General features: G+C 33.2%; 12 protein-coding genes and 1 other annotated feature. All 12 genes read right to left on the bottom strand.

The genetic code is table 11. The annotated features are described in order from the left end of the window. Positions 1-38: 38 nt before the first annotated feature. The 12 genes from ileS to mgtE (CS884_RS01045) all read right to left on the bottom strand — a co-directional run bounded on the left by ileS (position 39) and on the right by mgtE (CS884_RS01045) (position 13,664). A complete protein-coding gene (gene ileS / locus CS884_RS01100) occupies positions 39-3,152 on the bottom strand; it encodes an isoleucine--tRNA ligase (protein WP_099320255.1) in 3,114 nt (1,037 codons plus the stop codon). A 262-nt stretch (positions 3,153-3,414) separates the two neighbouring features. Then, positions 3,415-3,900 carry a hypothetical protein gene (locus tag CS884_RS01095; RefSeq protein ID WP_099320254.1) on the bottom strand — a complete coding sequence of 162 codons (486 nt, stop codon included), beginning with the start codon at positions 3,898-3,900 and terminating at the stop codon, positions 3,415-3,417. 1 nt (position 3,901) lies between these two features. Next, positions 3,902-4,384 (bottom strand): glutathione peroxidase, encoded by a 483-nt coding sequence (locus CS884_RS01090; protein WP_099320253.1) that lies wholly within the window; start codon positions 4,382-4,384, stop codon positions 3,902-3,904. A gap of 50 nt (positions 4,385-4,434) precedes the next feature. Continuing rightward, complete coding sequence (locus CS884_RS01085) at positions 4,435-5,325, bottom strand: MetQ/NlpA family ABC transporter substrate-binding protein (RefSeq protein WP_099320252.1); 891 nt, start codon at positions 5,323-5,325, stop codon at positions 4,435-4,437. A gap of 28 nt (positions 5,326-5,353) precedes the next feature. Beyond that, the gene (locus CS884_RS01080) at positions 5,354-6,205 is read right to left on the bottom strand and encodes a MetQ/NlpA family ABC transporter substrate-binding protein (RefSeq protein ID WP_099320251.1); all 852 of its coding nucleotides are present in this window, start codon (positions 6,203-6,205) and stop codon (positions 5,354-5,356) included. 10 nt (positions 6,206-6,215) lie between these two features. Then, positions 6,216-6,881 (bottom strand): methionine ABC transporter permease, encoded by a 666-nt coding sequence (locus CS884_RS01075; protein WP_099320250.1) that lies wholly within the window; start codon positions 6,879-6,881, stop codon positions 6,216-6,218. Then, the gene (locus CS884_RS01070) at positions 6,868-7,896 is read right to left on the bottom strand and encodes a methionine ABC transporter ATP-binding protein (RefSeq protein ID WP_099320249.1); all 1,029 of its coding nucleotides are present in this window, start codon (positions 7,894-7,896) and stop codon (positions 6,868-6,870) included. Before CS884_RS01070 ends, CS884_RS01075 begins: the two co-directional genes overlap by 14 nt. Further along, a complete protein-coding gene (locus tag CS884_RS01065) occupies positions 7,889-9,097 on the bottom strand; it encodes a M20 family metallopeptidase (RefSeq protein ID WP_099320248.1) in 1,209 nt (402 codons plus the stop codon). Before CS884_RS01065 ends, CS884_RS01070 begins: the two co-directional genes overlap by 8 nt. Before the next feature lie 54 nt (positions 9,098-9,151). Continuing rightward, positions 9,152-9,380, bottom strand: a binding site (T-box leader). Between the two features lie 167 nt (positions 9,381-9,547). Further along, positions 9,548-10,201, bottom strand: a complete 654-nt coding sequence (locus tag CS884_RS01060) for an HDIG domain-containing metalloprotein (RefSeq protein ID WP_099320247.1) — start codon at positions 10,199-10,201, stop codon at positions 9,548-9,550. Then, the gene (locus CS884_RS01055; RefSeq protein WP_099320246.1) at positions 10,194-10,892 is read right to left on the bottom strand and encodes an acyl-[acyl-carrier-protein] thioesterase; all 699 of its coding nucleotides are present in this window, start codon (positions 10,890-10,892) and stop codon (positions 10,194-10,196) included. The genes CS884_RS01060 and CS884_RS01055 overlap by 8 nt, the downstream gene beginning before the upstream one ends. Positions 10,893-10,908: 16 nt before the next feature. Next, a complete protein-coding gene (mgtE, locus tag CS884_RS01050) occupies positions 10,909-12,273 on the bottom strand; it encodes a magnesium transporter (RefSeq protein ID WP_099320245.1) in 1,365 nt (454 codons plus the stop codon). Positions 12,274-12,293: 20 nt separating this feature from the next. After that, positions 12,294-13,664: a magnesium transporter gene (gene mgtE, locus CS884_RS01045; protein WP_099320244.1), complete on the bottom strand. Its 1,371-nt coding sequence runs from the start codon at positions 13,662-13,664 to the stop codon at positions 12,294-12,296. Position 13,665: the final 1 nt, after the last annotated feature.

Raw genomic sequence — 13,665 nt, 5'->3', positions numbered from 1 at the left:
ATAAAAAAAGGATTGTTATAAACAACCCTCTTTTGTTTTTAATTTCTTTTTACTTCAATTTTAATTGATTTATCATTTAGCGCTGTCTCCTCTTTGTCTATTTCTTCTCTTTTTAAGTTATCACAAAGAGTTTCGCTTTTTATCTCATCTTGGAATTTTTCCAAAGATTTACTTAATTCATCATCGCAAGAATAAATTATATCGATCCTATCTGTTACTAAAAATCCTGAATCTTTTCTTAGATTTTGAATTTTTGAAATAAATTCACGAGCATAGCCCTCATCTTTTAGATCTTTTGTTATTTCGGTATCCAAAACTACAAAAACATTGCCATCAATTTCAACATCAAAGCCTTCTTTTGCGGAAATTCTAACGTCTAGATAATCTTTTTTAACTTGATATTTTTCGCCTGACAATTCTATTTCTACATCTTCATTTTCCACTTGATCGATAAATTCCTTGGCATTGATCTTTTGTAAGTATTTGCCAAATTCATTTACCTTTGCTTGGAATATTGGACCTACAACCTTAAAATCAGGTTTTAGTGAAAATTCCATAAATTCTGATAGATCTTCCGCAAATTCAACTTCTTTGACATTTAGCTCTTCTTTGATTAGTGGAACTAAATCTTCGATGTTTTTCTTATATCTGCCATCGACAATGATTTTAGAAAGTGGTTGACGAACCTTGATTGCTTCTTTTTCTCTTGAAGCACGACCTAGATTTACAACTTTTCTAAGTAATTCCATATCATTTTCAAGTTCTTTGTCGATTAATTTTTCGTTAACTTCTTGCAAAAGTTGTGTGTGAACAGTTTTATCTCCAGTTAGGTTTCTATAAACTTCTTCAGCTATAAATGGTGTAATTGGTGCTATTATCTTTGATAAAGTGAGTAAAACATCGTAAGTTGTTTTGTAAACTGCTTTTTTGGAATCGCTGATATCACTTGTCCAAAATCTCTTTCTATTACGTCTTATATACCAATTTGAAAGATCTTCTACTACAAAATCAGATATCAAATGAACGACCTTGTTGTATTCAAAAATCTCCATTTGTTGGTAGTATTCTTTTAATAAAGAATTTAATCTTGAATATAACCATCTGTCGATTTTTTCAAGTTTAACCTCACCTATATTTTTCATCTCTTCCATGCCCAAATTATCTGTATTGGCATAAAGAGTAAAGAAATTGTAGACATTTTCATAAGTTCTAAAGAAATTATTGCGAACTTCTACCAAACCATTTTCGTCAAATTTAGTTTGCATCCAAGCAGGAGATACATAAAGAGAATAAAATCTTACAGCATCTGCCCCGTATTTGTCAAATAGTGCAAAAGGATCTAGGGTGTTGCCACGAGATTTACTCATTTTTTGTCCGTTTTTGTCAACTACCAAATCATTTACAAGAACATTTTTGTATGGTGCATTGCCCATGGTTATGGTTGAAATTGCCATTAGCGAATAAAACCAGCCACGAGTTTGGTCGATTCCTTCACAGATAAAATCTGCTGGATAATAATTTTCAAATAATTCTTTGTTTTCAAAAGGATAGTGAAGTTGTGCAAATGGCATAGCTCCTGAGTCAAACCAGACATCGATTACATCTGGAACTCTTTTCATAATCTTGCCACAATGAGGACATTTCATTGTCACATTATCTACATATGGTCTGTGAAGTTCTATATTTTCATCTATATCTTCTATGGCAAGCTCTGCTAGCTCAGCTCTTGATCCAACAGTTCTTGTATGACCGCACTCTTCACATTTCCAAATATTTAGTGGAGTTCCCCAATAACGGCTTCTGGAAATTGCCCAGTCTTTTACATTTTCTAGCCAATTGCCAAATCTTTTTTCGCCAATAGTTTGAGGGAACCAATTAACTGTTTTGTTATTTTCTACCATTTTTTCAGAAAACTTGCTCATTTCTATATACCAAGATGGTTTAGCATAATAAACAAGCGGTGTATGGCATCTCCAGCAGTGTGGATAATTATGTTCAACAGTTTGTTTTTTAAAGACTTTTCCTTCATTTACTAAATGATGCCAAATATCTTCGTTGGTATCAAAAATAAATCTTCCCTTCCAAGGAGTTTCTGTGAAATTTCCTTCAAGGTCAACCGGTTGAACAAAAGCAAGGTCGTATTTTCTACCAACTTGATAGTCGTCTTCACCAAAAGCAGGAGCTGAGTGAACAATACCAGTACCATCTTCTGCTGAAATATAATCTGCCAAAGTTACTATAAAGGCTTTTTTATCCCCAACATTTACATAAGGAAGTAATTGTTCATATTCCATATATTCCATGTCAGAGCCTTTTAATTTCTCAACAACTTGGTAATCGTGGCCTTCCATCAAAGTTTCTGCCAAAGATTCTGCCATATAATAATAGCAATCATCAGTTTTGTCAAAAACTTTAACATAAGTTAAATCTGGATTTACTGAAAGTGCAACGTTAGATGGCAAAGTCCATGGAGTTGTCGTCCATGCTAAGAAATATTCGTTTTCTGTATCTTTTTTCTTGAATTTTACGGTAAGGGTGATGGTCTTATCCATTTGATAGCCTTGGGCAACTTCGTGGGAAGCAAGTCCTGTACCACATCTTGGACAATATGGCATTACCTTAGCCCCTTCGTAGATTAATCCTTCTTTAAAAGCCTTATCTAATAGATACCATTCGGTTTCGATGTAATCATTATCCAAAGTTACATAAGGATGATCCATATCGTACAAATAGGCCATTCTATCGCTCATGTCACGCCATAAGTCAGAATATTCCCACACGGATTCCTTGCAAAGTTTGTTGAACTTTTCTATACCATAATCTTCTATGTCGTTTTTGTCGTGAAAATTTAATATCTTTTCAACTTCAATTTCTACTGGAAGACCGTGAGTATCCCAACCAGCTTTTTTTAAGACCTTATAGCCTCTCATATTTTTATAACGGCTGGTCATATCCTTTAGGGTTCTTGCTATAACGTGGTGGATACCAGGCTTGCCATTAGCTGTTGGAGGGCCATCGTAAATTACATATTGTTTGGCATCTTCACGAGTTTTGAAAGTTTCTCCCAAAAGATCAATTTCGTTCCAATAATTCTTTAATTCTTCTTCTCTTTTTTTGCTTTCGTTAGTTTTTAAAGATTTGAATTCGCTCATTTATTCTCCTTAATAAAAAAGAACCGTCCATACAGACGGTCCACTTATTTCAATTGTTGCTCTTAACGATTGGCTTTCGTAACAAGCTACTTTTTTCACTCATTATGCTAAAAGATGATCTTCACCAAAATATTTAATAGCAGTTTCCACCAATCCTGCCTCTCTGTGATTTCCTATTAGGGCTACTCTTCTTTTTTCACTCTATTATTATTCTTAATTTAGTGTACTAATTATAGGTCTAATTGTCAAATGCTTATTTTCCCTATATATGCCTAGTTCCCTTAAATTTGTAAAGGCTATAAATATCATCCTCATCAACATTTGCCCTATCTTTTATATCCTCATACATTTGATAGTCTGATTCATAATCATTTCTAAAAGCCAAATAATCAAAATTGTTAAATTTTAAAAGCAAACCATGATATACTCCAAATTCATTCATATCTTTGATCTGCTCTATTTTTGTAGCTTCATAAACGCTAATATATAAATCGCTTATGTCATTATCAGTCATATCTATGGCGTTATTAAAAATCGTTGCATTTACTGATTCGTAAATTATATCAAGGCCAATGTTCGCTCTTGTCGGGTAAATTGAACCACTTATTTCATTTTTGCCATTTTGCCTAATAATAATCAACACTCCATTGTGGTTGTCCTTAAAGCTTTGATCATATTCTTTTAGGTATTTTTTATTTTCTATATAATATTGTATTGAGTCTTTGGCTAGTTTTACAAATTTATCCATCTTAGGCTTCCAATAATTTTTCTATATCTTTGGCGATATTTTTTGGCTTTTTTTGTGAAGCGTATCTATTTACTACATTTCCATCTTTGTCTATCAAAAATTTGGTAAAATTCCACTTGATATCATCTCCAAAAATTCCGCCTTTGGAATTTTTTAGGAAATTATATAGTGGTTCTTCATTTTCACCATTTACATCGATTTTTGCGAAAGTTTCAAAAGTTACACCAAATCTTGCCGTACAGAAGTTTTTTATTTCTTGGTTTGTTTCTGGAGCTTGGTTTGCAAATTGATTACAAGGAAAATCTAAAATTTCAAAGCCTTTATCTTTGTAAGTTTTATAAAGCTCTTCAAGACCCTCATATTGGGGAGTAAAGCCACATTTAGTTGCTGTATTTACTATCAAAAGAACTTTTCCCTTGTATTTTTCTATAGAAACATCTTCTCCATTTATATTTTTAACTTTATAATCATAAATCGTAGTCATAGTCACTCCTTTATAATATTGTACGGTTAGTTTGTGACTTTTAAAGAATTTTACCAAACTGGGATTGATGAACCCTTGGATATTTCTTCTATTATTTTTTTAGTTTCGTCTGTGTGATAGTAATTATCTACCAAATCTTTTAAAATTTTGCTATCTTTGTTTGCTTTTGTAGTTGCTATAATATTTACATAGATTCCCTTATTTGGATCCTTGTGATCTTCTAAGTAAATTGCATCTTGTGTTGGAATAAATCCAGCATCTACAGCCATTCCTGAGTTTACACAAGCTATATCCACATCATCAAGACTTCTTGCTGTTTGAGAAGCAGATAGTTCTATAATTTCAAAATTTCTTGGGTTTTCAGTTATTTCGTTTATGGTTATAGCATCTCCATCTTTACCACTTACTTTTATAAGGCCTGCTGATTGAAGAAGAAATAGAGATCTTGCTCCATTTGTAGCATCATCTGGTATAGCAATTTTTGCTCCGTCTTTTAGATCTTTTAGATCTTTTATTTTTGAAGAATATATACCAAGAGGAGCAATGGAGGTATCTGCTATTGATACTATATCAGAGCCAGCAACTTTGTTGAAATCTTCCAAGAATTTTTTGTGTTGGAAAGCGTTGATATCTATATCTCCAGATAATAAGGCTTCGTTTGGTTCTCTATAGTCGGTAAATTTGACAAGCTCAATCTCTTTGCCTGTTCCTTCTTTAAATCTTTTGGCAACATCGTCCCAGTCTTCGTTATTTTCTCCACACACACCTAGTTTTATAACATCCTTATCTGCTAATGGATCGGTTGAATTATCTGTTTTACTTTCCTCTGTTTGAGCACTTTTTTCTGCATTATCATTTTTTGCACTTTGGTTATTTGATGAACAAGATGTTAGACCTAAAATTATAGCAAGGCCTAGAGCTATTTTTGTAATATTTTTCATTGTTTTTTCTCCTTTAAATTTTATTATTTTACCAAGAGGCAATCCATGCACCATTGGTATATTTTTCATAATCTTTTTTTGTTTCTTCTGATTGATAGTATTTTACAAGTTCCTTGTAAGCTTCATTGTCTTTATCTTCAATTCTAGCAGCTATGCAATTTACATAGATTTTTGCATCAGGACTTTTAGGATCTTCTAGGAAAATTGCATCCTTATTTGGGCTAAGTCCAGCATCTAGGGCGTAATTGTCATTTACCACTGCAGCTTTTACATCATCTAAACTTCTTGGAGTCTGAGAAGCATCCATTTCTATAAATTCCAATTTTTTTGGATTTTCTTTTATATTCTCTAGAGCTACAGATTCACCAGCTTTGCCATCTATTTTGATAAGACCAGCTGCTTGAAGGAGGAATAAGGCTCTTGGTCCATTTGATGGATCGTTAGGAATAGCAATTTTATCTCCTTCTTTTAATTCATTTACATCTTTTATTTGATTGCTATAGATTCCCAAAGGTGCAAGCATGGTATCTCCTATGCCTACAATTTTTTCTTCTCCTTGGGCTTTGTTAAATTCATCTAGGAATTTGTGGTGTTGGTAAGAGTTTAAATCAATATCTCCACTTACTAAGGCTTCATTTGGTTGGTTGTAGTCTGCAAATTTGACTAACTCAGCTTTTTTGCCAGTTGCTTTTTCATATCTTTTGATGACTTCTTCCCAAATTTCATTTTTTTCACCAACTACACCAATCTTTATGGTATCTGTGGCTTCAGTTTTTGGTTTTTCTTCTTGTTTTGTCTTATCTTCTGTCTTGTTTGCTCCGCATGAACTTAATCCTAATACTAGGGCAAGAGCTAAAGTAAATTTTGCTAAATTTTTCATTTTTCCCTCCTTAATGACTTGTTTTTCTTATCAAATGATTAGCAACAGCTTGTATTATAAATACTACTATTAATATCAAAACAACACTTACAATTACTACATCGTCCTTGTAACGTTGGTAACCCATGGAAATGGCCAAATCACCAATTCCACCTGCTCCAACTAGTCCTGCCATTGCAGTAAGTCCTAGTAGGGAAATCAGAGTAATTGATGATGCCCTTATTAGGCTTGGAAGACCTTCTCTTATATATACTCTAGTTATTATTTCAAAAGGAGATGCTCCCATCGCTTGTGCCGCTTCGATTTTACCTGGATCTACATCCGCAAGGGCTTGTTCAACTTGTCTTGCAAAAAATGGTACGCAGGAAAATACTAGAGGCACTATGGCCGCCTTTGGACCTATCCTTGTGTTTACAATAGCCCTTGTAACAGGTGCTATCAAAGCTAGTAAGATTACAAAAGGTATAGACCTAAATAAATTTGTGAATTTATCCAAAAAACTATAGATAAATTTGTTTTCCAAAATTCTATCCTTATCGGTAACTACCATTATTACGCCTAAGCAAAGACCAAGGAGGCCTGAAAATATAGCTGCAAAAAATAGCATATATAAGGTTGTTCCAAAGTCTTCTATTATCCTATCTTTTATAGAAAGTGAATAATCAAAAAATCCCATCTTTTCCTCCTAAAATTTCTGCGTTTACATCTCTTTCTTGTAAATAATCTCCCAACTTGCTTAACGATTGATCATCCCCAGCAAGAGTGACTATCAAATTACCAACTGGAACTCCTGTGATAAATTCGATATTTCCTGCCAAAATATTGGTTTTTATTCCGAATTTTTCATAAATATCATTTATTAGAGGCTCTGTTGTAGACTCGCCCAGATAGTTTAGTTTTACTAGCAACTCATTTTCCTTTAATATGCCAATATTTGACTTAACTTCCTCTATAGTTTCGCTTACGTTGGTAGATGTTTCTACAAATTCTCTAGTTAGCTTATCTTTTGGATTTGAGAAAATTGAAAGAGTTGAGCCAGATTCAACAATTTTTCCTGCTTGCATTACTGCACATTTGTTACATAAATCTTTTACAACTTCCATTTGATGGGTTATTATTACAATAGTTAATCCCAAGGAAGTGTTAAGCTCTTTTAGTAACTTTAATATTTGTTTGGTGGTTTTAGGATCTAGAGCGCTTGTTGCTTCATCACATAGGAGAATTTCAGGATCTGATGCAAGAGCTCTTGCTATGGCGCATCTTTGTTGTTGGCCTCCTGAAAGCTCTCTTGGATAGTTATCTAGCTTATCGCCTATGCCTACAAGTTCCAAAAGCTTCTTTGCTTTATTTATCTTTTCTTCTTTGGAAATTTTTTCCTTTCTTATAGGAAAAATTACATTATCCAAAACCGTTATATTATTTAATAGGTTAAAGTGTTGGAAAATCATTCCTATATTTTTTCTTCTGGCTCTAAGCTCTTTAGCTGATAAATCCAAAAGATTTTCGCCTTCAACTAAAACTTGGCCAGCTGTTGGTTTTTGAAGTAAATTTATGGTTCTAACTAAAGTTGATTTGCCAGCTCCGGAAAATCCTACTATTCCATATATATCACCTTCTGTGACACTTAAATTGACATCATCCACTGCTTTGAAACCATCAAAATCAACTGTTACATTTTTTAACTTAATCATCAAATCTTCCTTTCAAAAAATCACTGGCAAATTTCACTTGCAGACCTATAGCATATTTTATGCCTTCTGGATCTAGATCAAATTCTGGGGTGTGAGCTCCAGCTGTTATTCCCTTATCTTCATTTCTTATTCCAAAACTTGTGAAAACTGATGGGCAAAGTCTAGAGTAGCCAAAAAATGATTCTGATCCAAAAGTTGCTTCTTCTTCTACTAGAGCTTTTGGATAAATATCAGCTAGAGATTTTCTAACATCTTCTGCCAAGCTTACATCATTTATGGTAGGATAGGCAACAATCTTTGTGTAATCAGTAAATTTCACATGGCACTTGTGAGCCTTTGCTGTTAACTTTGTAACTTCCTTTAAAACTTCAAGAGCATCTTCTCCAGCTTTGTCATCAAAAAATCTTAAAGTTCCCTTAACTGTGCAAGTATTTGGAATGACATTTGATGCTGATCCCCCATTTATAGCTCCTAGACCAAAAGTTACTGTTTTACTTATGTCTAATTGGTTGACCCAAGCATTGGTTAAAGCTGTTATTATATTTGCTGTAGCTGTAAGAGGATTTATACATTTATCAGGTCTTGATCCATGACCACCCTTGCCAATTACATCAAATTCTACACCAGCACATCCTGCATAAGATGGACCTTTAACAACAGAAATCTCTCCAATTTCCAAAAATGGACTTTGGTGATTACCATAGCAAGCGTCCAAATTTTTATCTTTCAAATGTCTAACCATAGCATCAATGCCTGCTCCTGTTTCTTCACCTTCCTCAAAGATGAAGTAGATTTTGCCAGCCAGATCTTCCTTAAGCTCTGATAAAATTTTTGCTGAGCTTAAAAGTGTAGCCATATGTGAATCGTGGCCACAAGCATGACTTACGCCAGGATTTTTTGAAACAACTTCTTTTTTGCTTTTGCAATTTTTAGGACTTTCAGCTATCGGCAAGGCATCTATATCAGTTCTTATGCCTAATGTTTTGCCAGGTTTTTTTGTATCAAGTAAGGCAATAAAACCTGTTGTATCGTCAAAGTCTTCAACTATTAGTCCTAGTTTTTCACATTCTTTTTTCAAATATTTTGATGTTTGATATTCCTTATCAGAAACTTCTGGATTTTCGTGGAGGTAATTTCTCCAACTTTTTGTTTGATCAAAATATTTTTCAATTTTTTCTTTGATTATTTCATTATTTGCCATTCTTATTCCTTTCTAATACGCATAAAAAAACGCCCTTACATTCTAACTAAAGAATCTAAGGACGAAAATTCGCGTTACCACCTTATTTTATGCATACTCGCGCATACATACACTCATCAAGTACAAACATACTCTACTTCTATAACGGGAAGACCCGTGTGAATCTAATATCGACTCACCCCATCAAAGGCCATGTTCATCTAAACTTCTACTTACCCATCTCAGCAAACTGGGCTCTCTGTAAAATGTCCATTTAGATTACTCTTCTTTTCTTTTGGTTTATTAATCTGTTTGATAGAAAGAGTTTACCACTATAAAATTTCTTTGTCAAATTTTTATTTGAAAAATATAAATTCTTTTTTATTTCTATGTAATTTCCCAAATAAAAGAGAAGGCTTGATGCCCTCTCGATATGGTAAAATAAATTCACTAATAATATACAGCAAAAACTTATTTTTGCAAATTCTTATGATCATTCCTGTACAAAGAATAAGGAAATTTGTACCATCTCTGCCTTGGCATATAAGCTTTTATTGGCTTTTTTAATTTATTTTGAAAATATTCTTCTAGTTGGTAAATTCTTTCTTTTCTTTGGACAAAATAGGGATTTGATCCATGTTTTTCAAGGACTCCTTCAGCTCTTTTTTCTACTCCCAGATATCCTGTTTTAATAATTCCATCTAAAAGTTGAATCAATAAGTCATAATCGTTGTAAGTGATGTAGGTTAAGAAATTTTCCACAAATTTTTTATCCATTTCAGAAATATTGTATTTGCCAACATAGGAATCGATGTTTTGTATTTGAAAACTATGGCTTAGGGCAATTCTTGCTGGAAAAAAATATGAATCAGCTCTAAGAATCTTATAACCATTTAAAAAATGCTTAGCATCTTTTGCTCCACTCATTTTCCCTATATCGTGTAAGGCTCCGCAAGCAAAGGCAACATCAGGATCTAGATTAATTTCTTTTGCTATATTGTAAGCTGTTTTTCCTATTATCCGTGAATGTAAGACCCATTTGCCAGGATTTTTTTCATAGCCTTCCTCAAGATAGGATATTATTTTGTCTTTATTGGGTATATTTCCAAAATCTTTTTTATACATTTTTTATTATTTTCCCATAGGTGTAGATACGTTTAGAATCCTTAGATTTTAACCTAAAATCAATTTGATTATCATAGAAAACCGACTCTGCCAAGATGGATTTTTTATCTCTAATTTCGTTTTTATAGACCATATTCACATAAGAAATATCTTTGCTATAAATATCCAAATAATCTAGGATGTAGTCAAAATATACGGCATTATTTACATGAAAATTTGTGTCAATATCGCTATTTCTAACAAAAATTCTTTTTTCATTAGTAAAATCATCTCTGTAAGTAATTTTTTCAGGCCTATAAATTCCCTTTTCTTTGCTATAAGCTTTTTTAAATTCATCACTTGCTTTTATTGGTCTAAGCCTATTGATATCAAGAATAAAAAATCTCGCATAGGCTTTTACTAAAATCTTGCCATCTTTTTCCACGCAGAAATTTCTATGGCAATAAAATTTGTCCATTTCTAGTGGCATCGTTGTAATTTTTATCTCTTCTTCTGCTTTTATGGTCTCTTTTATTTTTATATCCCGACAGTAGAGTATCCGTCTAAGATTTTTAGTGTCTATATTCTTTTCGGCTTCTTGTGCTTGAATAATCGATGTTTCAACCATAAGTCCAACAAGATTTCTAAGGCTTAGATTTCCAAATCTATCACACATACTGTGAGGAATTTTAAAATTTACGCTAGTTATCATAAATCTACTTTTGAACTTATATTCCAGGAATTATAGTTTTTGCTATTGTAAAATAAACAATTAATGACAAGGAGTCAAGTATTGTCGAAATTAATGGGCTTGCCATTATAGCTGGGTCAAAGCCTAGTTTTTCTGCTATCATTGGCAAAAGTGAGCCGACGGCTTTTGCCATAATAACTATTCCTATAATCGTAAGAGCAACTATAAGTGAAACACTAAGGTCAACCTTATCAAAGAAATAGCATTTTAAAAACGCCACAAATCCTAAAGCTAGCCCACAAATTAAACCAACGCTTATTTCTTTTAATAAAACTTTTAGCCAGTCTTTGGTGTTAATATCATTGGTCGCCATGGCACGGATTACAAGGGTTGATGCTTGGCTTCCAGCATTTCCGCCAGAGTCTGTTAATATTGGTATAAACATATTTAAAGCTATAACAGCTTGTATTACGGATTGATAAGATTTTAGGATTGTAGATGTAAAGGTTGCTGATATCATCAAAAACATCAACCAAGGAATCCTATTTTTTGCCAAAGAAAAGGGACTTGCTTTAGAATAATCAAGCTCATCTGGAGTTGTAGCTGCTATACGTTGGAAGTCTTCTGTCGCCTCTTGTTCGATTATCCACATAATATCGTCAACTGTAATAACTCCGACTAATCTGTTGGTGTTATCTACAACAGGAAGAGCTGTAAATCCGTATTTCTGGAAAGTATAAGCAACATCTTCTTGATCTTCAGTAGTTGTCACTGAAATTACATCTTCATACATCAAATCGCCAATTAAGGTTTCTTTTGTATTTGTTACAATTGACCTTAGGGAAACATAACCCAAAAGTTTTTTAGTAGGGCTTGTGACATAGCAGGTGTAGATAGTTACTTTGTCATGGCCAACCTTTTTTATATGGTCTAAAGCTTGCCTAACTGTCATATAAGGTTTAACTTCTACAAATTCTGTTGTCATCAAAGTTCCAGCAGAATCTTCTGGAAATTGCAAATACTTATTTACCAAATCACGCCTAGCTTTATCTGCTGTGCGCAAAATTCTTTGAACCATGGCAGCTGGCATTTCTTCTAGGGTATCGATCATATCATCGAAATTAAGCTCTCTTAATAAGCTTCTAAACTCATCTTCTTTTAGACCTTGTTGGAGTCTTTCCTTATCGTCACTATCAAGTGCCGCAAAAACTTCAACTGCATCGTCTTTTTTTAGAAGTCTAAAAACCACAAGAGCTTCTTCAGAAGATAGATCTTCGATAAATTCCACTATATCAACTGGATTTGTTCTTCTTAAAAGCTCGGATAATTCTGCAGTTCTTTTTTTATCAAGAAGATATTTTAATTCTATTAATCTTTCTTCGCTAGATTTATATGCATACATAAAATCGTCTCCTTGTTATTTTAGACCAAAAGGCCTGGAAGTAATGTTTGAGCAATTTTGAAATATATAATTAATCCTAAGCTATCTACAATTGTCGTAATAAGAGGGCTTGCCATTATGGCAGGATCTGCTCCAAGTTTTTTTGCGACAATTGGAAGAATAGAGCCAATAGATTTTGCCATTATTATTATAGACAATATTGCAAATCCAACAACTAGTGCAATGGTTATAGAAACTTTATCAAAGAAATAGCATTTTAAAAAAGCTACAAAGCCTAAGACTAGTCCACAGATTAAACCAACAAGCATTTCCTTTGATAAAACTTTTAACCAATCTTTTGAATTGATATCATTGGTTGCCATAGCACGAATTACAAGAGTTGATGCTTGGCTTCCAGCATTTCCACCTGAACCAGTAAGCATTGGTATAAACATATTTAAGGCTATTACTGTTTGTATAACATCTTCATAGCTTTTTAAAATTGTCGATGTAAAAGCTCCAGATATCATCAAAAACATAAGCCAAGGGATTCTATTTTTTGCCAATTCCCAAGGACTCATTTTTGAATAATCTTCTTCTTCTGGACTTGTAGCTGCTATACGTTGGAAGTCTTCTGTTGCCTCTTGTTCGATTATCCACATAATATCATCTACTGTGATAATTCCTACAAGTTTTCCAGTTTTATCTACAACAGGCAAAGCTGTAAAACCATATTTTTGAAAGACGTGAGCTACATCTTCTTGATCTTCTGTCGTTCTTACTGATATTACATCTTCAAACATAAGATCTTTGATTTTTACATCTTCATCGCTAGTTACCATTGATCTTAAAGAAACATAACCTAAAAGCTCCTTAGCTTTGTTGGTTACATAAGAAGTGTAGACAATAACCTTATCTTTGCCAACTTCCTCAATTAGTTTTAGACTTTCTCCAACTGTCATATCTGGGCTTAATTCCACAAATTCTGTGGTCATCAAGCTTGCAGCAGAATCTTCAGGAAATTGCAAATATTCATTTACCAATTTCCTGGTTTTGCTATCAGTTGATTGTAAGATATCTTTAACAAGAGCCGCTGGCATTTCTTCTAGGGTATCGATCATATCATCGAAGTTAAGGTCATCTAATAAATCCTTAAATTCTTTATCGTTAAGGCCTGCTTGAAGTTTTTCCTTATCATCACTATCAAGTTCGGCAAATACTTCCCTAGCATCATCTTTTCTTAATAACCTAAAGACAAGAAGTGCTTCTTCTGCTGGCAAATCTTCAATAAACTCCACTATATCCATGGAGTTTGTTCTATTTAATAATTCTTTAAGCTCGATTAGGCTTTTCTTATCTAAAAGATACCTAAGCTCTTTTAATTTTTCTTCAATTGTTGAGTAGGTATTCATG

It is taken from the genome of Anaerococcus sp. Marseille-P3625, from assembly GCF_900232825.1.
Lineage (GTDB): Bacteria > Bacillota > Clostridia > Tissierellales > Peptoniphilaceae > Anaerococcus.
The sequence above is the reverse complement of the archived record's forward strand: the minus strand, read 5'-3'. Positions and strand labels throughout refer to the sequence as shown.

Bases quoted from the DNA above. Each gene is read 5' to 3' on its own strand.
- CS884_RS01075 (WP_099320250.1), bottom strand. From the start codon at position 6,881: ATGGGATTTTTTGATTATTCACTTTCTATAAAAGATAGGATAATAGAA.
- CS884_RS01060 (WP_099320247.1), bottom strand. From the start codon at position 10,201: ATGTATAAAAAAGATTTTGGAAATATACCCAATAAAGACAAAATAATA.
- mgtE (WP_099320245.1), bottom strand. From the start codon at position 12,273: ATGTATGCATATAAATCTAGCGAAGAAAGATTAATAGAATTAAAATAT.
- CS884_RS01090 (WP_099320253.1), bottom strand. From the start codon at position 4,384: ATGACTACGATTTATGATTATAAAGTTAAAAATATAAATGGAGAAGAT.
- CS884_RS01070 (WP_099320249.1), bottom strand. From the start codon at position 7,896: ATGATTAAGTTAAAAAATGTAACAGTTGATTTTGATGGTTTCAAAGCA.
- CS884_RS01080 (WP_099320251.1), bottom strand. From the start codon at position 6,205: ATGAAAAATTTAGCAAAATTTACTTTAGCTCTTGCCCTAGTATTAGGA.
- CS884_RS01055 (WP_099320246.1), bottom strand. From the start codon at position 10,892: ATGATAACTAGCGTAAATTTTAAAATTCCTCACAGTATGTGTGATAGA.
- CS884_RS01085 (WP_099320252.1), bottom strand. From the start codon at position 5,325: ATGAAAAATATTACAAAAATAGCTCTAGGCCTTGCTATAATTTTAGGT.
- mgtE (WP_099320244.1), bottom strand. From the start codon at position 13,664: ATGAATACCTACTCAACAATTGAAGAAAAATTAAAAGAGCTTAGGTAT.
- CS884_RS01095 (WP_099320254.1), bottom strand. From the start codon at position 3,900: ATGGATAAATTTGTAAAACTAGCCAAAGACTCAATACAATATTATATA.
- CS884_RS01065 (WP_099320248.1), bottom strand. From the start codon at position 9,097: ATGGCAAATAATGAAATAATCAAAGAAAAAATTGAAAAATATTTTGAT.
- ileS (WP_099320255.1), bottom strand. From the start codon at position 3,152: ATGAGCGAATTCAAATCTTTAAAAACTAACGAAAGCAAAAAAAGAGAA.